We start from the raw sequence: 20,195 nt of genomic DNA on the forward strand, positions 1-20,195 counted from the left end.
CTTATGTCCTCGAACCGTAGCGGACCGCAGTCCGCTTCGTCAACGTCCGCCGAACTGCCGGTTCTCGGCGCGCCCGTCCGGGAGCGGGCGGACGCGGCCCGCAACCGCATCCGCGTCCTGGAGGCGGCCGAACGGCTCTTCGCCGACCGCGGGGTCGACGCGGTGACCATGGACGACGTCGCGGGCGCCGCCGGCGTCGGCAAGGGCACGCTCTACCGCCGGTTCGGCGACAAGGCCGGCCTCGCCATGGCCCTGCTCGACGAGCGCGAACGCGAACTGCAGCAGCGGATCCTCACCGGCCCGCCGCCGCTGGGCCCCGGCGCGGAGCCCGCGGACCGGCTCGGCGCGTTCGTCGAGGCCTACCTGGGCTTCCTGGACCGGCAGCTGGACCTCGTCCTGCTGTCGGAAACCGCCACGACCGGCGCCCGGTTCCGGACCGGTGCGCACACCCTGTGGCGGCAGCACTGCCGGCACCTGCTCGCGGCCGGCGGCGCGACGGACGCCGAAGTCGCCGCGGACGTCCTGCTCGCGGCCTTGGCGGCCGAGCAGGTCCGGCACTGGCGGCGGGACCGCGAGATCGCCGCGGCGACACTGGCGGAGTCGCTCGTCCGGCTGGCGCGGACCTGGCTTCGGTGACGCACCGTGTCCGCCGCGGGGCCGGTCCGTAGAATCGGCGGCGATGCGTCGTCTTCGGTGGTACTGGGGAGCCCTCGTCCTCGCGTGCGTGGCCCTGCTGGCCGGTTTCTTCGTCTTCTTCGGCTCGGAGAGCCGGCCCGGGCGGCCGCAGCCGCGCCAGGGTCCGCCGGGCACCGGACCGCTCACCGTCGTCGCCATGGGCGACAGCACGGTGTCGGGCGAGGGCGCCGGCCAGTACACCGCCACCACCAACGGCCAGGGCGGCAACTGGTGCCACCGCTCCCCCAACGCGTTCGTGGAGCGGATCACCGTCCCGGGCGTCACCGCGCACGTCAACCTCGGCTGCTCCGGCGCGCCCGCCGAGCAGGTCGGGCTCGGCGACGTCAAGCAGTGGACCGAAGGCTCGCAGGCGCAGCAGCTGGCCGCCTTGGTGAAGGACCACCGGGTGGCCGCGGTGGTGATCGCGGTCGGCGCGAACGACGAGCCGAAGTTCTCCAACCAGGTCAACGACTGCTTCAAGGCCTGGTTCAACCCCGGCGGCCCCGGGTGCACCGAAGCGCTGAAGCGGACCTGGCAGTCCAAAGTGGACGCCATGGTGCCGAAGGTGGCTAAGGCGGTCTCGGACGTGAAGGCGGTGCTGGCCTCCGCCGGCTACGTCCCGGCGGACTACCAGCTGGTCCTGCAGTCCTACGCGGCCCCGATCGGCCCGGACCTGCCGGAGGAGCTGCGCAGCCTCAACGGCTGCCCGTTCCGGACCGAGGACCTGCGCTGGATCGCCCAGACCGGCATCGGTGTGCTGTCCACCGGTCTCAAGGCCGCCGCACAGCAGAGCGGGGCGCGCTTCCTGGACCTGGCCAAGGCGGGCGTCAAGCACGAGGCGTGCAGCGGCGGCGCGAACCCGGCGACGGAGTGGTTCACCCGCCTGACGCTGCAGCTGGCGGACCTCGGCCAGGCCGAACGCGCCGGCCACGCGCTCCAGGAGTCGTTCCACCCCAACGCGGCCGGCCACGCGGCGATCGCCGACTGCCTCACGGAGTTCATCGCGGCCAAGGACGGCAACGCGTCCTGCCTGGCCGGCGCGGACGGCAAGCTCCACGCGGTCCCGGAGGTCGTCGCCCGCTGACCCCGCGGGCCTCCGGGTCCGTCAGCCGGCCTTGCGAACCGTGGTCGTGTCCGCGTCCGCGGGGGTGCCGGCCGAGTCGAGCGGGGTCAGCGGGGGCAGCGGGACGCCGTGTTCGTCCAGCAGCACCGAGTGCGGTTCGCCGGCGGCGAAGGCGTGCCGTTCGCCCCACTGCCGCAGGGCGACGATGACCGTGAACAGGTCGCGCCCGGCCGGGGTCAGGACGTAGACCTGCCGCCGGCCCGAGGGCGCGGTCCGCCGGTCGAGGACGCCGTGGTCGACCAGGCGGCGAAGCCGGTCGGTGAGGATGTTGCGGGCGATCCCCGTGCGCTGCCGGAAGTCGGTGAACGACCGGGCGCCGTCCATGGCGTCCCGTACCACCAGCAGGCTCCAGCGATCGCCGACGAGGTCGAGCGCCCGCGCCACGGGACAGTTCGGGTCGGTCCAGCTCTCGGGCACCACACCTCCGGAAGAGTTGCTGTTCGAAACCATTCTGCCGTACGGTCGAATCAGTTGCAATTCGCTACCAATGGGGGCTGGATGGGCCGGAACACTCTGCTCGCGGCGGTCTGCGCGGTCGCGGTCGCGAGCATTTACGCGGCCCAGCCCGCGCTCGCCGGGATCGGCGCGGACCTGGGCGTCCCGGCCTCGGGCCTGGGGTGGCTCGTCGCGGCCGGGCAGCTCGGCTACCTGGCCGGGCTGGCCTTGCTCGTCCCCCTGGGCGACCTGCGGGACCGGCGGACGCTCATCGCCGGACACCTCGTCCTGACGGCGGCGGGCGCGCTGGCCGCCGCCTCCGCGACCCGGCTCTGGGTGCTGCTGGCCGGGCTGGGTCTGGCCGGCCTGTTCGCGGTCGTCGTCCAGACGACCGTCGCCTACGCCGCGGCGACCGCCGCGCCCGCCGAACGCGGCCGCACCCTCGGCGCGGTGACCTCCGGGGTCGTCCTCGGCATCCTCGGCGCCCGCATCGCCGCCGGAGCCCTGGCCACGGCGTGGGGCTGGCGCAGCGTTTACGTCGTGCTCGCCGTGCTCCTGGTGACGCTCGCGGGTTCGGCACTGAAGCTCCTGCCGCCCGATCCGCGCCCCGGTAGTTCCTCGTACCGGGCCGCGCTGACGTCGCTGGGCGGGCTGTTCCGCGACCGGCTGTTCGTCACGCGGGGGTTGGTCGCGTTCTTCCTGTTCGCCTCGTTCGGCGCGTTGTGGAGCGGGCTGGCGCTGCCGCTCGCGGCCGCGCCGTGGCGGCTGAGCGCCGCGCAGATCGGGCTCTTCGGGCTCGCGGGGCTGGTCGGCGCGCTCGGCGCGGCCCGGGCCGGGCGCTGGGCCGACGCGGGGTTCGCGCGCCCGGTCACCGCCGGCGCCCTCGCGCTGCTCGCCCTCTCGTGGCTGGCGATCGGGCAGGCGTCGTGGTCGCTCGGGCTCGCCGTCGCCGGCGTCGTGGTGCTCGACTTCGCCGTGCAGGCCGCGCACGTGAGCAGCCAGCACCTGCTGACCACCGCGCACCCGGACCGGACCAGCGGCGCCATCGGCGGCTACATGCTGTTCTACTCGCTCGGCTCGGCCTTCGGCGCCGCCGCGACGACGGCCGCGTACGCCACCGCCGGGTGGGCGGGCTCCAGCGTGTTCGGCGCGGTGTTCGCCCTCGGCGCCCTGGTCACCGCTCTCACAGATCGAGCGCGGCCCGCAGGGCGATGTCGATCCGCTCCTGGACGTCCTGGTCGATCTCGGCGACGCGCTCGTCGAACCACGGGCGGTAGAGCCGCGTCAGGTTGAGGGTCGACACCCAGTAGCGGGCGTCGATCGCCACCCCGAGGATGTCCATCGGGTCGCGGTCGAGCAGTTCGGTGCCGAGCAGCCACGGCCGCTCGGACTCGTTCACCCCGTCCGAGGACAGCAGCACCACCGTGCGCTGCCGGGCGGGATCGGTCGGGGGGTGGTACGTCCAGACTTCACCCCTTCGCACGCAGATCCTTTTCCGCCGCGCTGAGCTCGGCCTCGTCCGATTCCGCGACGGCCGGTTCCGGCTTCTGCGGGGTGTAACCCGTGCGCACCGCCTCGCGCCTGGCCGCCTTCGACAGCCAGGACGAGACCGAGATTCCGTGGGCTTTCGCGGCTCGCTCGGCGAATTCCAAGGCGCCGCTGTCCAGCGAAAGAGTGACCTTACGTGTTGCCATACCTTTTACCGTACCAGCGCCCCGGCCGCCGGACGGGGCGCCGGTGTCAGAACGTGGGCGAACGTCCCTCGAACGGCGTAGAGAGCACCACCGTCGTGCGGGTCGACACCTTCGCCGCCTCGCGGATCCGGCGCAGCAGGTCTTCCAGCGCCAGCGGTGACTGGACGCGCACCAGCAGGATGTAGGACTCGTCGCCGGCCACCGAGTAGCACGACTCGATCTCCTTGATGTGCTGGATCCGCTGCGGGTAGTCGTCCGGGGCCGCCGGGTCGTTGGGCGTGAGCGAGATCAGCGCCGTCAGCGGGAGGCCGATCTGCTCGCCGTCGAGCCGGGCGGTGTAGCCGAGGATGACCCCGCGCTGCTCGAGGCGGCGCACCCGCTGGTGCACCGCCGACACCGACAGCCCGACGCGTTCGGCGAGGTCGGTGAAGCTGCGCCGCCCGTCGGCCGCGAGCTCCTGGACGATCGACTGGTCCAGCGGCTCCAGGCCGCCGGTGGTCATGCGTCCAGCACGACGAGCTCGTGCGGCTGGTTGTTGACGGACTCGACGCCGTCTTCGGTGACGATGACGATGTCCTCGATCCGGGCGCCCCACCGGCCCGGCTGGTAGATGCCCGGCTCGACGCTGAAGGCCATGCCCGGCTCCAGCGGCAGCGCGTTGCCGGCGATGATGTACGGCTCCTCGTGCACGTCCAGGCCGATGCCGTGCCCGGTGCGGTGGATGAAGTACTCGCCGAACCCGGCCTCGGCGATCACGTTCCGCGCGGCCGCGTCGACGGCCTCGGCGGTCACACCCGGCTTGACCGCGGCGACCGCGGCGGCCTGGGCGCGCTGCAGCACCGCGTAGGTTTCGGCCACGTCCGCGTCGCGCGGCTCACCCACGGCGTAGGTGCGGGTGGAGTCGGAGTTGTAGCCGGCCGGCAGCGGGCCGCCGATGTCGACGACCACGACGTCACCCCGCTCGATGACGCGCTCGGAGACGTCGTGGTGCGGGCTGGCGCCGTTCGGCCCGGAGCCGACGATCACGAAGTCGGCCTGCACGTGGCCCTCCTCGACGATGGCGGCGGCGATGTCGGCACCGACCTCGGCTTCGGTGCGGCCCGGCCGCAGCCATTCGTGGACCCGCCCGTGCACGCGGTCGATCGCCGCACCGGCCTCGCGCAGCGACGCGATCTCCGCGGCGTCCTTGCGCATCCGCAGTTCCCGCACGACGGGCCCGGCCAGGGTCTGCTCGGCGTCGCCGAGCGCGGCCCGCAGCGCGAGGACGTGCAGGGCCGGGGTGAAGTCGCTGACGGCGACCCGCCCGGGCTGGCCGAGCCGGTCCGCGACGAGCTTGTACGGGTCGTCGCCGTCGACCCAGGTCAGCAGCTCCACGCCGAGGTCATCGACGGGGACGTCGGCGTACCCGGGCGCCTCCAGCTTCGGCACGACCAGCGCGGGAGTGCCCTCGGCGGGCACGACGAGGGTGGTGAGCCGCTCGAACGAGCCACCGGCCTGCCCGAGCAGGTACCGCAGGTCGGAGCCGGGCGCGATCAGCAGGGCATCGGTGCTCGCGGCGGCCGCGGCAGCGCGGGCACGGTCCAGCCGCGCCCGGAGGGCAGCGGCATCGGGAGCGGGCGTGTGAAGGGAGCGGCGCGACATGAGGCCGAGCCTAGTGGGACGGCGGCGCGGGCGGACCCGCCCGGGCCCACGACATGCCGGGCCGGGTGACGCGGCTCCCCCGGCGTGGTTGCGGGGAAGTCATGGCCGCGCTGCGTTCACCGGCCGCGTACCGGCAGCAGGGTGCGGGTGGCACCGCTGCCCGGTGCCCGCTGCTTCCCCACCCGGGCCGACCTGACCCGCGGGCCCGCCCCGGCCCGCGGGGGCGCCCCCGTTTTCCACGCTCCCGGGCACCACCGACAATTCCAGCTGGGGGCGCTGTCGGCGGTGCTCGAGCCGCTGACGGCCGCGGTGCTGTCCGCCGTGCTGCTGAGTGAACGGTTGAGCGGCACGCCGCGGAACACCGAGCCCGCTCCGCCGCGGTCTTCCCGGGCGGACCGGAACCGCCGCCGCCCACCCACCTCCGCCCGTGCCGAGTCGCGTGGCTCGCCCCTCGCCCGGGCCGAAGGCGTGGCAGGCTGTGCGGGTGACCGGACCACTTGCCCTGCTCGACTCCGCGAGCCTGTACTTCCGTTCCTTCTTCGCCCTGCCCGACTCGATGCGCGCCGCGGACGGGACGCAGGTCAACGCCGTGCGCGGGTTCGCCGACACCATCGCGCGGATCCTCACCGACCGGCGCCCCGCGCGGCTGGTCTGCTGCCTGGACGCCGACTGGCGGCCGAAGTTCCGCACCGATCTGCTGCCCAGTTACAAGGCGCACCGGGTGGCCGAGGAGACCGCCGGCGGCCCGGACGTCGAAGAGGTGCCCGACACGCTCACCCCGCAGGTGCCGATCATCCTCGACCTGCTCGAAGCGTTCGGCTTCGCCACCGCCGAAGCCGCCGGGTACGAAGCCGACGACGTCATCGGCGCGCTGGCCACGCGCGAGAAGACCGACCCCGTCGAGGTCATCACCGGCGACCGGGACCTCTTCCAGCTGGTGCGCAGCAAGCCGTCGCCCGCTTCGGTCATCTACGTCGGCAAGGGCTGGGCCAAGGCCGAGGTGCTGGGTCCCGCCGAGATCGCCGAGCGCTACAGCCTGCCCCGCGAAACGGCCGGGCCGGCGTACGCGGACATGGCCGCCCTGCGCGGCGACCCCTCCGACGGCCTGCCCGGCGTCGCGGGCATCGGCGAGAAGACCGCCGCGAAGCTGATCACGCAGTTCGGGTCGCTCGAGGCCCTGATCGCGGCGGCCACGGCCGGGGACTCGGCGGTCCCGCTCAAGACCCGGCTGCGGCTCAAGGAAGCCGCGGACTACCTCGCCGTCGCCCCGACCGTCGTCCGCGTGGCCGTGGACGCGCCGGTCGAGCAGTCGCGCCCCGACACCGTGCCCGCGACGCCGGCCGACCCGGAGCGGGTCGCCGAACTGGCCGAGCGGTGGAATCTCGGCAACTCGGTCGACCGGCTGCTCAAGGCCCTGCCCGGCGCCTAGATCACCGCCCACGCCCTGTCCGTCGACTCACCGCGACCGACCACCGGAGACCCAGCTCGACCACTCACCGGGCGGCACAACTAGAAGGACGTGCCGCACCACGGCGCGGCGGTCGTGGTGAACAGCTCGTCGGCGCGTCCGGGCGCCGCCGGGTCGCGGACGTCGATCCGGCCGGCCTCCGCCAGCGTCGTCGCGCTCCACTGCCCGAGGTAGAGCATGCCGAGCGTGTCGACGTCGAGCACCAGGTCCGCGGCCGCCGCGGTGCGCCCGCCGCCGTCCGGACCGATCTCGTAGTGCCCGGTGTTGGCCGGCAGCAGCCGGTCGGTCACCGCGACCACCACCGGGTCCGCCGCGCGGTAGCTGCGGGCGGCGAGCGCGGCGGCGACGTCGACCGGCCGCAGCCACAGGTCGTCCTCGACGGAGACCGTGGCCGCGTGGCGGTGGTCGGTCAGCATCAGGGCGAGGGGCTCGTCGACCGGGCGGTGCCGGGCGCGGACCTCCGAAACCAGGTCCACCGACAGCAGGAACCGCCAGAGCGCGGCCCGCGCGGCCGGCCCGGCGGCGTGCAGGTCGTGGACGTCGAGCACCGCGCCGTGGTCGGGTGAATCGACGGATCGACGGCTGATCGTGGCGTACACGACGAATCCGTCGTCCCCGTCCGTTCCACTGTGGACGGCCACCAGGTGTGCGTCCGGGTCGACGTGCCGGTCGTGGGCGATCGGCCACCACAGCGGCGGCCGCCCCAGCATGCCCGGGCGGTGCAGCCCGATCCGCCGGTACAGCGCCGGGAGCTCCCGCACCGCCTCCTCGGGCGTCAGCAGCCGGACGTCGCCGCCCGCCGCCACGCGCTCGTGCAGCCGCGCCGCGGGCCGCACCACCCGCAGGGTCTTGCCGAGCGCGGCCGAGCCGTAGCCGAACCGGCCGTAGATGGTGGGTTCGCTCGCGTGCAGGACGGCCAGCGGCAGCCCACGCGCGGCGAAGTCCGCCAGCTGCGCGGCCATCAGCGCGCTGAGCACCCCGCGGCGGGTCCGGTCGGCCCGGACACCGGCCCCGTCGACCGCGGCGGCGGGCAGGGTCCGCCCGCCGGGGACGGCGATCTCGGTGCCGAAGGAGCTGACGATCCCGACCGGCGTCCCCCGCTCGTCGAACGCGCCGATCTTGCCCGCGGCGGGCCACGACTCCCCGACCCGGGCCCACAGCTCGTCGGTGACGCGCCGGGAGTGCAACGCGCGGCGCAGCAGGTCGAACGTGCTTCGCCGCTCGTCCTCGGTGATCGGTCGGACGTCGAAGCCGGGCATGCCGCCGATCCTGCCGCCCGCCGCGGGGTCCGGCACCCGGTTTTCCGCCGCGCTCAGAAGTGGCTGCCGCTCCAAGCCGCCACGCCGGTCCCGAACAACCCGTCCGCGGCCGCCGGCGCCGCCGGGTCGTGGACCTCGATCCGGCCCGCCGCCGCCAGCGCCGACGGGCGCCACGTGCCGAGGTACACCATCGCCAGCGTCGTCACGTCCAGCCGCAGCCCCGCCGGCCGGTCCGTGCGGCCGGCCCCGTCCGGGGTGATGCGGTACCGGCCGCTGTTGCCCGGCAGCAGCGAGTCGGTCACCTCCACGACCACCGGATCCGCGTGGCCGTACGCCCGGCCCGCCAGCGCCGCCGGAACGTCGACGAGCCGGATCCAGTGCTCGTCGTCGATCCGGTCGACGTTGCCGGTCCGGTGGTCGGCCAGCAGCAGCTCGATCGGGTCGTCCAGCGGCCGCGACTCGGCGGCGATCCGGTCCACCAGGTCGACCCCGAGCAGGAACCGCCACAGCCCGGCGTACGCGCTCGCCGAGCCGGCGAACAGGTCCCAGAGCTCCATCGTCTTGGTCCACGGCGGGGTGAGCGGGGCGTCGACGCGGTAGACGGCGAACCCGTCCGGCCCGCCGGGGCCGTGGTGGACGACCGCCTTCACCGGCGAGGTGTACCGGCGCAGCTGCGTCTCGTAGAGCCGCCACAGCACTTCCGGCCGGGTCATCATCCCCGGCCGGAACTCCAGGCCGTCGTACACGCCGGGACACACTTCCAGCGCGCGGTCGAGGTCCAGCAGTTCCAGCTCCCCGCCCGCCGGGGCGTCCGGGCGCAGCCGCGCCCGGTGCCGGTCCAGGCTGTAGGTGCGGCACCGCGTCGCCAGCCCGTAACCGAACCGGCCGTAGATCCCGGACTCGGACGCGAGCAGGTTCGCGAACACGACCCCGCGCCCGGCGAAGTCTTCCAGCTGCGTCGTCATCATCGCCCGCAGCACCCCGCGGCGGGTGCGGTCGGCGCGCACCCCCACGGACGTCACCCCGGCCATCGGCAGCCGCGCCCCGCCCGGCACCGACAGCTGCGCGTCGAACGACCGCGCGGTCCCGATCAGCTCCGGGTCGAACGCCCCGATCGCGCCCCCTGGCGAGTAGTACCGCGCCGCGTACACCCACTCGGCGTCGTCGGAAGGCGGGTAGTGCACGCTCTCCCGGAACAGGGCGCTCGCCGCCCGGTGTTCCTCGGTGCCCAGCGTCCGGATCTCGAAGTCGGTCATGCGGCGGATCATCCCCGGAAACGCCGAAGCCCGGCCACCGGAAAACCCCGGGGGCCGGGCTGCGGCACGCTACTTGGCGACCGGCGGGGAAACTTCGTAGTTGCCGCCGTCACCCTTCACCGTGATCGGCACCTGCTGCGGCTTGCCGGCGATCGTGGCGGTGCACTCGAACTTCGCCCCGTCCTCCACCTTCTGCTCGGCGGGGCAGGTGACGCCGGTGACGCCGTCGATCTTGTAGGTCTCGGTCAGCAGCTTCTGCACGTCGGCCTGCATCTGCGTGTTGTTGAAGACCTGCGTCTTGAAGAACCCGGGCGCGACGAACCCGAGGACGAGGACCACGGCGACCACCACGATCGCCGCGACGGCGCCGATCAGCAGGCCCTTCTTCGACTTCGCCGGCTTCTCCCCCTCCGGGGCGCCGGGGAACTGCTGCTGCTGGCCGTAGTCGTACTGGCCGCCCGGCTGCTGCCCGTACTGCGGCTGCGCCTGGGGCCCGCTCTGCGGGTACGCCCCACCCGGCTGCTGCCCGTACTGCGGCTGGGCCTGCGGGCCGCTCTGCGGGTACCCGCCGCCGGGCTGCTGGCCGTAGGGCGGTGGCTGCTGCCCCCACTGCGGCTGCGGCGGGGCGTACCCGCCCGGCTGCTGCCCCCACTGCTGCGGTTGCTGGGGCTGCTGCGGCTGGCCCCATTGCTGCTGCTGGTTCGGGTCGTAGGAAGGCTGCTGCGGCTGCCCCCACTGCGGCTGCTCCTGCGAGCCGCTCGGCGGGTACGCGCCGCCCGGCTGCTGCCCGTAGTGGGGCTGCTGTGGGTCGTTGCCGCCATACGGCGTGCTCATCGTCTGCCTCCGCCTGCTTCACTCATCTAGCTGTCCACCCCGAAACACCGGCAAGCCGCGCACACACGGTGTCGCAGGCGATCCAACCACAGGTCGGACCCGAGCACACGTGCCCACGCTCACCGCCACCCCGCCGCCGAGCTGGGCTAACACCGAGTTCACGCGGCACCGGCGGCCACGACCCCGCGCCGGAGCGCCTTGACCGCCTCGGCCGCCGCCGCCCCGACCGGATCGGCCTTGCCCAGCACGTCCCGGATCTGGTCGAGCAGGTCGATCACCTGACGCGACCAGCGCACGAAGTCGCCCGCCGACAGCTCCTGGCCGTTCGCTTCGGCCGCGGTCAGCACCTTCTCCAGGGATTCACCCCGCGCCCAGCGGTAAACCGGCCACGCGAAGCCCGCGTCGGGCTCCCGCGTGCGGTCCAGCCGGTGCCGCCGCTCGTCCTCGGTCAGCTCCACCCACAGCCGGGCCGTCTCCTGCCACGCCTCCGGCACCGCCCCACCCGGCAGCCGGGGCTCGCCGGCGGTGTCCCGCCGGGCCTCGAAGACCAGCGTCGAGACGACCGCGGCCAGCTCGGCCGGGTTGAGCTTGCGCCACACGCCGTGCCGGATGCACTCCGCGGCCAGCAGATCGGACTCGCTGTAGAGCCGCGTCAGCCGCCGCCCGTGCTCGGTGACGCGGTCTTCGCCGTCCCCGGCCGACTCGGGCCCCAGGTAGCCGCGCTCACCCAGCAGAGCCAGGATCCGGTCGAACGCCCGCGCCAGCGAGTGCGTCGTCGCCGCGACCTTCCGCTCCAGCTGCTGCGTCTCCGCCGCCAGCCGCTGGTACCGCTCGATCCACCGCAGGTTCGCCTCGCGCTCGGCCAGCCCGTGGCACGGGTGCGCCCGCAGCGCCCGCCGCAGCGCGGCCAGCTCTCCGTCCTCGTTCGCTCCCGACCGCCGCTTCTGCCGGCCCGGCAGCGAAATCCCCGCGTTGCGCAACGCCGAAGCGATGTCCCGGCGCGTCCGCGGCGACCGCAGCTCGATGTGCTTCGGCAGCTTGATCCGGCCCAGCGCCTCGACCGGCGCCGGGAAGTCGGCCACCGACAGCGGGCCCGACCACCGGTCCTCGGTCACCACCACCGGACGCGGCTCCCGGATCGGGTCCAGCCCCGGATCGACGACCACGGCCAGCCCCGCCCGCCGTCCGGCCGGCACCGCGATGACGTCGCCCTTGCGCAGCTTCTCCAGCGACTCCGCGGTCCCGGCCCGCCGCACGGCCGTGTTCTGCCGCGACAACGCCTTTTCCCGCGCCGAAATCTTCGCGCGCAGCTCGACGTACTCGAGCATTTCGTCGAAATCACCGGTCACCGCGGCCGTGTAGCCCTTCAGGGCTTCCTTGTTCCGCTCGATCCGGCGCGCGGTCCCGACCACCGACCGGTCGGCCTGGAACTGCGCGAACGACTGTTCCAGCAGCTCCCGGGCCTCGGCCGCCCCGACCTGCGCCACCAGGTTGACCGCCATGTTGTAGCCCGGCCGGAACGACGACCGCAGCGGATAGGTCCGCGTCGACGCCAGGCCCGCGACCTGCTTGGGGTCCACGCCCGGCTGCCAGGCCACGACGGCGTGCCCCTCCACGTCGATGCCGCGCCGCCCCGCCCGGCCGGTGAGCTGCGTGTACTCCCCCGGCGTCAGGTCGACGTGCGCCTCGCCGTTGTACTTCACCAGCCGCTCGAGCACGACCGTCCGCGCCGGCATGTTGATCCCCAGCGCCAGGGTTTCGGTCGCGAACACGACCTTCACCAGCCCGCGGACGAACAGCTCCTCGACGGTTTCCTTGAACGCCGGCAGCAACCCGGCGTGGTGCCCGGCGATCCCGCGCTCCAGCGCCTCCCGCCACTCCCAGTACCCCAGCACACCCAGGTCGCCCTCGGGCAGGTCGGCCGTGCGCTCCTCGATGACCTGCCGGATCTCCTCGACCTCACCCGGCCCGTTCAGCCGCAACCCCGACCGGACGCACTGCGCCACCGCGGCGTCGCAGCCCGCGCGGGAGAAGATGAAGACGATGGCCGGCAGCAACCCGGCCCGGTCCAGCTGCTCGACGACGTCGACCCGCGACGGCGGCCGGAACCGCGGCATCCGCGGCGGCGCACCCCGCCGGCCCCGCGGCCCGCGCAGCCCCGCCGGCGCGTACTGGCGGCCGATCTCCTCGGTGCGCCGCAGCAGCGTCGGGTTGATCCTCAGTTCCGCGCCCGGCGCGTGCACGTCGTCGCCGGCGAAGAGGTCCAGCAGGCGGTTGCCCACCAGCATGTGCTGCCACAGCGGCACCGGCCGGTGCTCGTCGACCACGACGGTCGTGTCGCCCCGGACCTCCACCAGCCACTCGCCGAACTCCTCGGCGTTGCTGACCGTCGCCGACAGCCCGACCACCCGGACGTGCTCGGGCAGGTGCAGGATCACTTCTTCCCACACCGCACCCCGGAACCGGTCGGCCAGGTAGTGGACCTCGTCCATGACGACGTACCCGAGGTCGGTGATCGTGGAGGAGCCGGCGTAGAGCATGTTGCGCAGCACCTCGGTGGTCATCACGACCACCTGCGCGTTGCCGTTGATCGAGGTGTCCCCGGTCAGCAGGCCGACGGCGTCGGGGCCGTAGCGGGCCACGAGGTCGGCGTACTTCTGGTTCGACAGCGCCTTGATCGGCGTCGTGTAGAAGCACTTGCGCCCCTCGGCGAGGGCCAGGTGCACGGCGAACTCGCCGACGATGGTCTTGCCCGCCCCGGTCGGCGCGCAGACCAGCACGCCGTGGCCGTCTTCCAGGGCTTCGCACCCGCGGATCTGGAACTGGTCGAACTCGAAGGACACCTCCGCGGCGAAGCGCGTCAGCTGGGGGTGCTTCCCGCGGCGCGCGGAGGCCGCATAGGCCTCGGCCGGGGACGGAGAAGGGCTACTGGCCACGCCGTCAGGGTTTCACACACCTCCGACAGTTCGCACGTTGCGTGCGTCGACCCGCCGTACAGGCCGTTATACACCTTGGGGCGCGGAACCGGTTCGCGGTCGGCGGCGTCGGAGCGGGCATGACCGAACCGTGCCCGAGCTGCGGCCTGCTGGACCGGGTGCAGCACGTCCCCGCGGCCTACCACGGCGGCCGCTCGTTCTTCCGCGGCCGGGGCCCCGCGGTGGCGGTGCCCGCGGGCGACGGCGTCGTCGTGACGAACAGCCAGGTCAGCGGCGTGTCGGTGACGGCGGTCGCCCGGGCGCTGGATCCGTACCCTCCCCCGCGCCGCGGCGGCGGCCTCCTGGTGGCGGCGATCCTGCTGGCCCTGGTCGGGAGCAGTTTCCTCCCCCTGCCGTTCTGGGCGTCCGACGACCCGCCGCCGGGCGGCGCGGCGGCCGAGGCGCTGGGCATCGCGCTGTTCGCCCTGCCGTCGGCGTGCGTGTACGCCGCGGCGGGCGTGCTGGCCTGGCTGTACGCGCGCCGCGTGCGGGCCCACCGCCGGCAGCAGCGCGGGGTGCCGGCGGCGCAGCAGGTGTGGGAGCAGGGCTGGTTCTGCCACCGCTGCGGCGGCGTGTACTTCGCCGACGGGGGCCGCCTGCTGACCCCGGCCCACTTCCGCCACCTGGTGGCCCGAGCTGGCGGCTACGACCGGTAGGCGGCCCCGGCGTGGCGCGGCGGGGGCCGCTGCCCCGTCGGTCGTGTCCGGTCGGCGGACCGCGTTGTCTTCGTACTCGAGCTCGTCGGCGCCGGGGACGGCGAGCCGCCGCAGCAGGCATGGGTCCGGGCGCGTACTTGGCGAAGACGTCCAGCGGCGTGGCAGCGGGACAGGCCGTCACCGGGTCACCTCAACTCGGTACAACGTCCCTGAACATCACAGCTAGGCCAGCACCGTGAGCGCGCCCGGGACGCAGCTCGCCGTCACCGGGACCACGCCCTGCGGTTCCCCGTCGGCGTAGGCGGGCCAGGTGTTGCCCGCCAGGGTGACCGAGCGGGCCCGCAGCGTGCGGACCGCCGGGTGGGTCAGGTGCTTGCCCGTGCGCAGGCCCGGCAGCATGCGGACCAGGCCGCGGCGGGTGGCGTGGCCGATGATCGTCACGTCGAAGACGCCGTCTTCGGGGTCGGCCGTGGGGCAGATCGGGACGCCGCCGCCGTAGAAGCGGGTGTTGCCGATCGCCACGAGGGTCGCGGCGAGCTCGATGCGGTCGGTGCCCGTGTCGACGACGACCGGGCGGGAGCGGAACGCGGCCAGCTCGGCCAGGATGGCGACGTCGTAGCGGCGCGGCCCGGACGGCCAGCGCATCCGGTTGGCGCGCTCGTTCACGCTCGCGTCGAACCCTGCGCACAGCACCGTGGCGAACCAGGTGGGGCCCACGCGGCCGAGGTCGATCCGGCGGCGGGCGCCCGAGCGCAGGGCCGCGACCAGCGCGTCCACCGCCGGGAGCGGCTCGCCGGGGATGCCCAGAGCGCGGGCGAAGTCGTTGCCGGTGCCCGCCGGGACCAGCCCCAGAGCGACGTCGTTGTTCGCGCAGAACTGGACGCCCTGGTGGGCGGCGCCGTCGCCGCCGAGCACGATGAGCACGTCCAGCCCCTCGGCGTGGGACGAGCGCATCAGCGCGCGGGACTCCTCGACCGAGTGGGCGACGAGCACGTCGAGCCGGTCGACCGCCGTGCGCAGCCGCTCGGCGACGGTGCCGGCGATGCGGGCGGCCGCGCCGTGCCCCGACGCCGGGTGTACGGCGAGCGCGGCGTGGATCCCCACTACGTGACGTCGTCGGTGCTCGACCGGCCGCCGGACGCGGACGGGGTGGACGGCTCGTCGTCGATCGTGCTCGGGGTGTAGTCGAACGGCGCGGCCTCGTCGTCGGCCAGCTTGTCCCAGCCCTCGTCGACGCGGACCTTGTCGAGCTTGCGGTCGTGGAAGCGCGCCATCTGCACGGCGATCTCGAACAGCACCGTGAGCGCGCCGGCCAGGCCGAGCATGGAGAACGGGTCCGAGCCCGGGGTGGCGAAGGCCGCGAAGACGAACAGCACGAACACGATGCCGCGCCGCCACTTCTTCAGCTGCACGTACTTCACGACGCCGACGCGGTTGAGCATCACCACCAGCAGCGGGAGCTCGAAGCTGATCCCGAAGATGATCAGCAGCGACAGCAGGAACGAGATGTACTTGTCCGCGGTCAGCGCGGTGACGAACGCGTCCTGCCCGAAGCCCATGAGCAGCTGCAGGGCGTGCGGGAAGAGGATGTAGGCGAGCACGGCGCCCGCGGCGAACAGCACCGACGCGAACCCGACGAACGTCAGCGCGTACTTGCGTTCCTTGGTGTACAGGCCGGGCGCGATGAACGCCCAGAGCTGGTACAGCCAGGCCGGCGACAGGAGCACGGCCCCGGCCGCGATGCCGACCTTCAGCTGCGTCATGAAGGCTTCGAACGGCACGGTCTGCAGCAGCCGGCACCCTGCGGCGCTGTCGAGCCGCCGGCTCGGCGGAATGGCGCAGTACGGGTCCTTGACGAGGTCGCCGAGCGACGGGATCGGCCCGATGTTGGTGCCGAACCAGATGAACCCGAGAATTCCGCCGATCACCACCGCGAGCAGCGCGAAGCCGAGGCGGCGGCGGAACTCGTAGATGTGCTCGATGAGCGTCATCGTCCCGTCGGGATTGGCCCGACGGCTGCGCTTGCGCCGCTTCGACCGGCGGCTGTCACCGTTTCCGGAGGCGGGTTCCGCCACGGGTTGTTCCGTTCTCATCGGAGTCCGCGCAGAGCGCGCCGGGACGGCGCGCTCCGCGGACCGGGGACCAGGTGGGGCTGGAACCGCTCAGCTGGCGTTCTTCTGGGTCTGGTCGGCGGCCTGCTTCTTCTTCAGCTCGTCGAGCTGGCGCTGCAGGTCGGCCACCTGCTGGTCGGTCGACGTCGCGGCGGGGGTGGCCGGGATCTGCCGGGTCTCGACGGGCTCGACGTCTTCGTGCGCCGCGGGCTTGTCGCCGGTGAGGTCCTTGGTCTCGGCCTTGAAGATCTTCATCGACTTGCCGATGGACCGGGCCGCGTCGGGAAGCCTCTTGGCCCCGAACAGCAGCACGACGACGAGCACCAGGATGAGCAAATGCCACGGCTGCAATCCGTTCAGCATGGTGGCCTCCTATCTGCGTCTGGTAGGGATGTTACTGGTTTTCGGGCTTGCGGTGGCGCTGCGCGAACGCGACGCGCAACGCCGCCGACCGCGCGCGGACGAGCCCCGCCCGGTCCTGGGTGTGCGCAGCCACCATGCTTGCGGTCCGCCGGAAGGCACGCAAGACCTTGGCGGTCCGCACCAGCAGGACCACGAGGAGGGCCAGGCCGATCACGACGAGTGCAACGGTGGGCAGGTACGGCACGCCGCCAGCCTAGTGGTCGCAGGTTGACGGAAGGTGACGGGCTCGGGCCACGGCGTCGGCGGCCCGGCGGCCGACGTCGGACGCCAGGTCGGCCGGGCTCTCCACCAGCGCTTCCCCGGCCAGTCCCAGCACCAGGCGGACCATCCACGACTGGTCGGCGTAGCGCATCCGGATCCGCAGCCGGCCGCCGTCGAGCTCGTCGAGCTCCTCGCACGGGTAGTACTCGGCTACCCAGCGTGCGTCCGGATCGAGGACCAGGACCGCCTCCCGCTGGTCGGGCCGCTCGCGGAAGACACCCTCCGAAAGGTCGGTGGGGTGGGCGTGCGCGGGCGGCCGCGACGGCTCCCCGAGGATCGTCAGCTCGTCGATCCGGTCCAGCCGGAACAGCCGGACGGCCTCGGCCCGGCGGCACCAGGCCTCCAGGTAGCCGACGGCCTGGACGATCAGCAGCCGCATCGGGTCGACCGTGCGCTCGGTGATCTGGTCCTTGGACGCGGTGTAGTAGCGGATCCGCAGCGCCCGCCCGTCCTGCAGCGCGCGGGCGACCTCCTCGCGGGTCCGCGCCGTCTTCTTGCCCTCGCGCACTCCCCCGCCGACGACCACGCCGGCCGGCTGGGCCTGTCCGGCCGCGGCTTCGATCTTGGCGATGGACCGGCGGACGGCGTCGCCGTCGACCACGCCCGGCGTCTCGGCCAGCGCGCGCAGCGCCACCAGCAGCGCGGTCGCTTCGCCGCCGGTGAGCCGCAGCGGGCGGCTCATCCCGGCGTCGTGGGTGACGACGATCGTGTCGCCCTCGAAGGACAGGTCGATGAGGTCGCCGGGGCCGTAGCCGGGCAGCCCGCACATCCACAGCAGCTCGAGGTCCTTGCGCAGCTGCTTCGGCGTGACGTCGAAGTCCTGCGCCGCGTCGTCGATGCGGACGCCCGGGCGCGCCAGCAGGTACGGGACGAGCGCGAGCAGTCTCGACATCCGGTCGGTGGACCCGCTCACCGCGCGCTCACCTGCCGGGCGACGACGGCTTCCAGCCGGTCCTGGACGCTCTTGGCCAGCACGTCGGGTTCGAGCACGACGACGTCCGGCCCCTGGGCGGTGATCCAGTCCGCGGCCGACTCCGGGTAGAGCAGGCCGATCTCGACGAGATCGCCCTCTTCGCCGTCGACGGTGGTGCGGCCGACCACGGTGCCGCGGCGGCGGACCCCGGCCGCGCGGCCGTCGGCGACCCAGAGCCGGGCGGTGGTCACCGGCGCCGGTTCGCTCTCGCCGGTGGCCGTGACGAGCTTGAGGAGGTTGACGCCCTCGGGGCGCCGGACCTCGCCGGGCCTGCCGGCCGGGCGGACCTGGCCGGTGACGCGGGAGAGCCGGAAGCAGCGGGTGGCGCCGCGATCGCGGTCGTGCCCGACGACGTACCAGCGGGCCCGCCACGACACCACACCCCACGGTTCGAGGGTGCGCATGATCCGCTCCGGGGAGCCGCTGCGGCGGTACTCGAACCGGACCGCCTGGCCGTTCTGGACCGCCGCCAGCAGCGGCCCGAACGCCGGCTCGGCGCGCACGCGCGGCTCGACCACGGTGGGCGCCTGGTCGTCGACCTCCAGCCCGGCGGCGCGCAGCTTCACGAGCGCGCCCTGCGCCTGGCCGGTCAGCTCCGGGGAGTCCCACAGCCGGGACGCCAGCGCGACGGCGGCGGCTTCGTCGGGGGCGAGGTCGATCTCGCCGAGTTCGTAGTCGCGGCGGGCGATCCGGTAGCCCTCGATCGCGTCGAACGCGGAGTTGCGGCCGGTTTCCAGGGGGATGCCGAGCTCGCGCAGCTCGGTCTTGTCCCGCTCGAACATCCGGAAGTAGGCGTCGTCGCTGGCCGCGTCGCCGTACCCGGGCACGATGCCGCGGATCTTTTCGGCCGTGAGGTACTGCCGGGTGGACAACAGGGCCAGCACCAGATTGACCAGCCGTTCGGCGCGTGCGGTGGACACCCGGTAGAGCCTAGCCCGCGCCGTCCGGCCCGATCGTGAGGTCCGGGGTGCGCGCGTCGTAATCGGTGCGGGCGGCGTCGACGGCCTCGAAGTTCTCCTCGGCCCACGCCTTGAACCCGGCCATCAGCGCGCGCAGCGATTCCCCCAGCGGCGTAAGGGAATAGTCGACGCGGACGGGGACCGCCGGGGTGACCTCGCGGCGGACGAGACCGTCCCGCTCGAGCACCCGCAGGGTCTGGGTGAGCATCTTCTGGCTGACCCCGGCGATGCGCCGCGAAAGGTCGCTGTAGCGCTGCGGGCCGTCACCGAGCGCGACCAGGATGAGGCTGACCCACTTGCCGGCGATCTCGTCCAGCAGCTTCCGGGTGGGGCACGCCGCCAGGTAGGCGTCGTAGGCGGCCTTTTCGGCCTGCCGCCGCTGTTCCGCCGTGCGCGTGGGCACCGGGCGAACCTCCGTCTCGCGAACCTCACCGTGCGGTGGGCACCTGCAGGTGCGTACTTCCCGATGGAGAGTAGCTCCCCCTACGTTCGTCGGGAAGACGGCCTTTCCCTGGAGGAGACGAAGATGCGAGCGGTGGTGGTCCGGCGGTTCGGCGGCCCGGAGGTGCTGGAGCAGGTCGAGGTGCCGGTGCCGGAGCCCGGCCCCGGCCAGGTGCGGATCCGGGTGGCGGCGGCCGCGGTGAACCCGGTGGACCTGGCGACCCGCAGCGGCGCGCTGAGCGCGGCGGGCGTGGTGCCGCCGCGGGAGGTGCTCGGGCTCGGCTGGGACGTGGCGGGCACGGTCGAGACGGCGGGCGGCGGGTTCGCCGCGGGCGACGCGGTGATCGGCCTGCGCGACCGGATCGGGACCCCACTGGGGGCCTACGCCGAGCAGATCGTCCTGGACGTGTCGGCGGTCGCCCCGGCGCCGCCGGGGGTGCCCCCGGCCGCCGCGGCGACCCTGCCGCTGAACGCACTGACCGCCGCCCAGGCCCTGGACCTGGTGGAGACCACCGGCACGGTGCTGGTGACGGGGGCGGCCGGGGCCGTCGGCGGGTACGCCGTCGCGCTCGCCCACGCGCGCAAGCTCCGGGTGGTCGCCGTGGCTGCCGAGACCGACGAAGCCGAGGTCCGGGCGTTCGGCGCGGACGAGTTCGTCCCACGCGGGCCCGCGTTGGGCGACCGGGTCCGCGCGCTGGTGCCGGGCGGGGTGGACGCGGTCCTCGACGCGGCGCTCCTGGGCTTGGACGCCCTCGACGCGGTCCGCGGCGGCGGCGAGTTCGTGGCGTTCGCCGCCGGCGCGGCGCCGCTGCCGCTGCGCGGGATCCGCGTCCGCCACGTCTGGATCCGCGCCGACGGCGAACGGCTGGCCGAGCTGGCCAGGCTGGCGGTGGACGGCGTCCTCCCCCTGCGGGTCGCCGGGACCCGGCCGCTGGCCGAGGCGGCGGCCGCGCACGAACGGCTGGCCGCGGGCGGGCTGCGTGGCCGGCTCGTGCTGATTCCCTAGCCTGG

The 20,195-nt window shown here is 73.9% G+C and carries 22 protein-coding genes; 6 read left to right on the top strand and 16 right to left on the bottom strand.

Going from position 1 to position 20,195, the window contains the following annotated elements; translation table 11 throughout:
* The first annotated feature begins 3 nt into the window (after positions 1–3).
* On the top strand, positions 4–636 hold the full coding sequence (locus ACLJOU_RS12140) for a TetR/AcrR family transcriptional regulator (protein WP_410566576.1): 633 nt from the start codon (positions 4–6) through the stop codon (positions 634–636).
* A gap of 43 nt (positions 637–679) precedes the next feature.
* Positions 680–1,759 (top strand): GDSL-type esterase/lipase family protein, encoded by a 1,080-nt coding sequence (locus ACLJOU_RS12145; RefSeq protein WP_410566578.1) that lies wholly within the window; start codon positions 680–682, stop codon positions 1,757–1,759.
* A gap of 21 nt (positions 1,760–1,780) precedes the next feature.
* On the opposite strand, the gene ACLJOU_RS12150 is transcribed toward ACLJOU_RS12145, so the two are convergent.
* Positions 1,781–2,248: a winged helix-turn-helix transcriptional regulator gene (locus ACLJOU_RS12150; RefSeq protein WP_410566580.1), complete on the bottom strand. Its 468-nt coding sequence runs from the start codon at positions 2,246–2,248 to the stop codon at positions 1,781–1,783.
* Positions 2,249–2,296: 48 nt separating this feature from the next.
* Between ACLJOU_RS12150 and ACLJOU_RS12155 the strand changes: the two genes are divergently transcribed.
* Entirely contained in the window at positions 2,297–3,526 is a 1,230-nt protein-coding gene (locus ACLJOU_RS12155; protein WP_410566582.1) for an MFS transporter, read from the top strand.
* Here ACLJOU_RS12155 and ACLJOU_RS12160 read toward each other — a convergent pair.
* Genes ACLJOU_RS12160 through ACLJOU_RS12175 form a run of 4 tightly spaced genes read right to left on the bottom strand, consistent with a single transcriptional unit; the run spans position 3,417 to position 5,568 of the window.
* Positions 3,417–3,716: a hypothetical protein gene (locus ACLJOU_RS12160; RefSeq protein WP_410566584.1), complete on the bottom strand. Its 300-nt coding sequence runs from the start codon at positions 3,714–3,716 to the stop codon at positions 3,417–3,419. The two genes, ACLJOU_RS12155 and ACLJOU_RS12160, sit on opposite strands and share 110 nt — an antisense overlap.
* Positions 3,703–3,927 carry a hypothetical protein gene (locus ACLJOU_RS12165; RefSeq protein WP_410566586.1) on the bottom strand — a complete coding sequence of 75 codons (225 nt, stop codon included), beginning with the start codon at positions 3,925–3,927 and terminating at the stop codon, positions 3,703–3,705. Before ACLJOU_RS12165 ends, ACLJOU_RS12160 begins: the two co-directional genes overlap by 14 nt.
* Positions 3,928–3,973: 46 nt before the next feature.
* The gene (locus tag ACLJOU_RS12170) at positions 3,974–4,429 is read right to left on the bottom strand and encodes an Lrp/AsnC family transcriptional regulator (protein ID WP_043786019.1); all 456 of its coding nucleotides are present in this window, start codon (positions 4,427–4,429) and stop codon (positions 3,974–3,976) included.
* Positions 4,426–5,568: a M24 family metallopeptidase gene (locus ACLJOU_RS12175; RefSeq protein ID WP_410566588.1), complete on the bottom strand. Its 1,143-nt coding sequence runs from the start codon at positions 5,566–5,568 to the stop codon at positions 4,426–4,428. Before ACLJOU_RS12175 ends, ACLJOU_RS12170 begins: the two co-directional genes overlap by 4 nt.
* 484 nt (positions 5,569–6,052) lie before the next feature.
* On the opposite strand from ACLJOU_RS12175, the gene ACLJOU_RS12180 reads away from it, so the two are divergent.
* Positions 6,053–6,997: a 5'-3' exonuclease H3TH domain-containing protein gene (locus ACLJOU_RS12180; protein WP_410566590.1), complete on the top strand. Its 945-nt coding sequence runs from the start codon at positions 6,053–6,055 to the stop codon at positions 6,995–6,997.
* 80 nt (positions 6,998–7,077) lie between these two features.
* On the opposite strand, the gene ACLJOU_RS12185 is transcribed toward ACLJOU_RS12180, so the two are convergent.
* From ACLJOU_RS12185 to ACLJOU_RS12200, 4 genes are all read right to left on the bottom strand, one after another.
* A complete protein-coding gene (locus ACLJOU_RS12185) occupies positions 7,078–8,295 on the bottom strand; it encodes a GNAT family N-acetyltransferase (protein ID WP_410566716.1) in 1,218 nt (405 codons plus the stop codon).
* A gap of 53 nt (positions 8,296–8,348) precedes the next feature.
* Complete coding sequence (locus tag ACLJOU_RS12190; RefSeq protein WP_410566592.1) at positions 8,349–9,551, bottom strand: GNAT family N-acetyltransferase; 1,203 nt, start codon at positions 9,549–9,551, stop codon at positions 8,349–8,351.
* A gap of 69 nt (positions 9,552–9,620) precedes the next feature.
* On the bottom strand, positions 9,621–10,385 hold the full coding sequence (locus ACLJOU_RS12195; RefSeq protein WP_410566594.1) for a DUF4333 domain-containing protein: 765 nt from the start codon (positions 10,383–10,385) through the stop codon (positions 9,621–9,623).
* Between the two features lie 158 nt (positions 10,386–10,543).
* The gene (locus ACLJOU_RS12200) at positions 10,544–13,321 is read right to left on the bottom strand and encodes a DEAD/DEAH box helicase (RefSeq protein WP_410566596.1); all 2,778 of its coding nucleotides are present in this window, start codon (positions 13,319–13,321) and stop codon (positions 10,544–10,546) included.
* A 119-nt stretch (positions 13,322–13,440) separates the two neighbouring features.
* Here ACLJOU_RS12200 and ACLJOU_RS12205 point away from each other — a divergent pair, with 119 nt between their 5' ends.
* Entirely contained in the window at positions 13,441–14,016 is a 576-nt protein-coding gene (locus tag ACLJOU_RS12205; protein ID WP_410566598.1) for a hypothetical protein, read from the top strand.
* 222 nt (positions 14,017–14,238) lie between these two features.
* On the opposite strand, the gene ACLJOU_RS12210 is transcribed toward ACLJOU_RS12205, so the two are convergent.
* From ACLJOU_RS12210 to ACLJOU_RS12240, 7 genes are all read right to left on the bottom strand, one after another.
* Positions 14,239–15,120 (bottom strand): diacylglycerol/lipid kinase family protein, encoded by an 882-nt coding sequence (locus tag ACLJOU_RS12210; protein ID WP_410566600.1) that lies wholly within the window; start codon positions 15,118–15,120, stop codon positions 14,239–14,241.
* Positions 15,120–16,091 carry a twin-arginine translocase subunit TatC gene (gene tatC, locus ACLJOU_RS12215; protein ID WP_410566601.1) on the bottom strand — a complete coding sequence of 324 codons (972 nt, stop codon included), beginning with the start codon at positions 16,089–16,091 and terminating at the stop codon, positions 15,120–15,122. Before tatC ends, ACLJOU_RS12210 begins: the two co-directional genes overlap by 1 nt.
* Before the next feature lie 87 nt (positions 16,092–16,178).
* Positions 16,179–16,490, bottom strand: a complete 312-nt coding sequence (gene tatA / locus ACLJOU_RS12220) for a Sec-independent protein translocase subunit TatA (protein WP_410566603.1) — start codon at positions 16,488–16,490, stop codon at positions 16,179–16,181.
* 31 nt (positions 16,491–16,521) lie between these two features.
* Positions 16,522–16,734, bottom strand: coding sequence for a bacteriophage holin (locus tag ACLJOU_RS12225; RefSeq protein ID WP_410566605.1), 213 nt, complete (start codon positions 16,732–16,734; stop codon positions 16,522–16,524).
* A gap of 9 nt (positions 16,735–16,743) precedes the next feature.
* Positions 16,744–17,724 (bottom strand): helix-turn-helix transcriptional regulator, encoded by a 981-nt coding sequence (locus tag ACLJOU_RS12230; protein WP_410566607.1) that lies wholly within the window; start codon positions 17,722–17,724, stop codon positions 16,744–16,746.
* A complete protein-coding gene (locus ACLJOU_RS12235) occupies positions 17,721–18,704 on the bottom strand; it encodes a helix-turn-helix transcriptional regulator (RefSeq protein ID WP_410566609.1) in 984 nt (327 codons plus the stop codon). The genes ACLJOU_RS12230 and ACLJOU_RS12235 overlap by 4 nt, the downstream gene beginning before the upstream one ends.
* Positions 18,705–18,714: 10 nt before the next feature.
* Complete coding sequence (locus ACLJOU_RS12240; protein WP_410566611.1) at positions 18,715–19,146, bottom strand: winged helix-turn-helix transcriptional regulator; 432 nt, start codon at positions 19,144–19,146, stop codon at positions 18,715–18,717.
* A gap of 123 nt (positions 19,147–19,269) precedes the next feature.
* On the opposite strand from ACLJOU_RS12240, the gene ACLJOU_RS12245 reads away from it, so the two are divergent.
* Positions 19,270–20,190, top strand: a complete 921-nt coding sequence (locus ACLJOU_RS12245) for a zinc-binding dehydrogenase (protein ID WP_410566613.1) — start codon at positions 19,270–19,272, stop codon at positions 20,188–20,190.
* Positions 20,191–20,195 lie beyond the last annotated feature (5 nt).

The sequence above is a fragment of the Amycolatopsis sp. cmx-4-61 genome (assembly GCF_046548775.1).
Taxonomy (GTDB): Bacteria; Actinomycetota; Actinomycetes; order Mycobacteriales; family Pseudonocardiaceae; genus Amycolatopsis.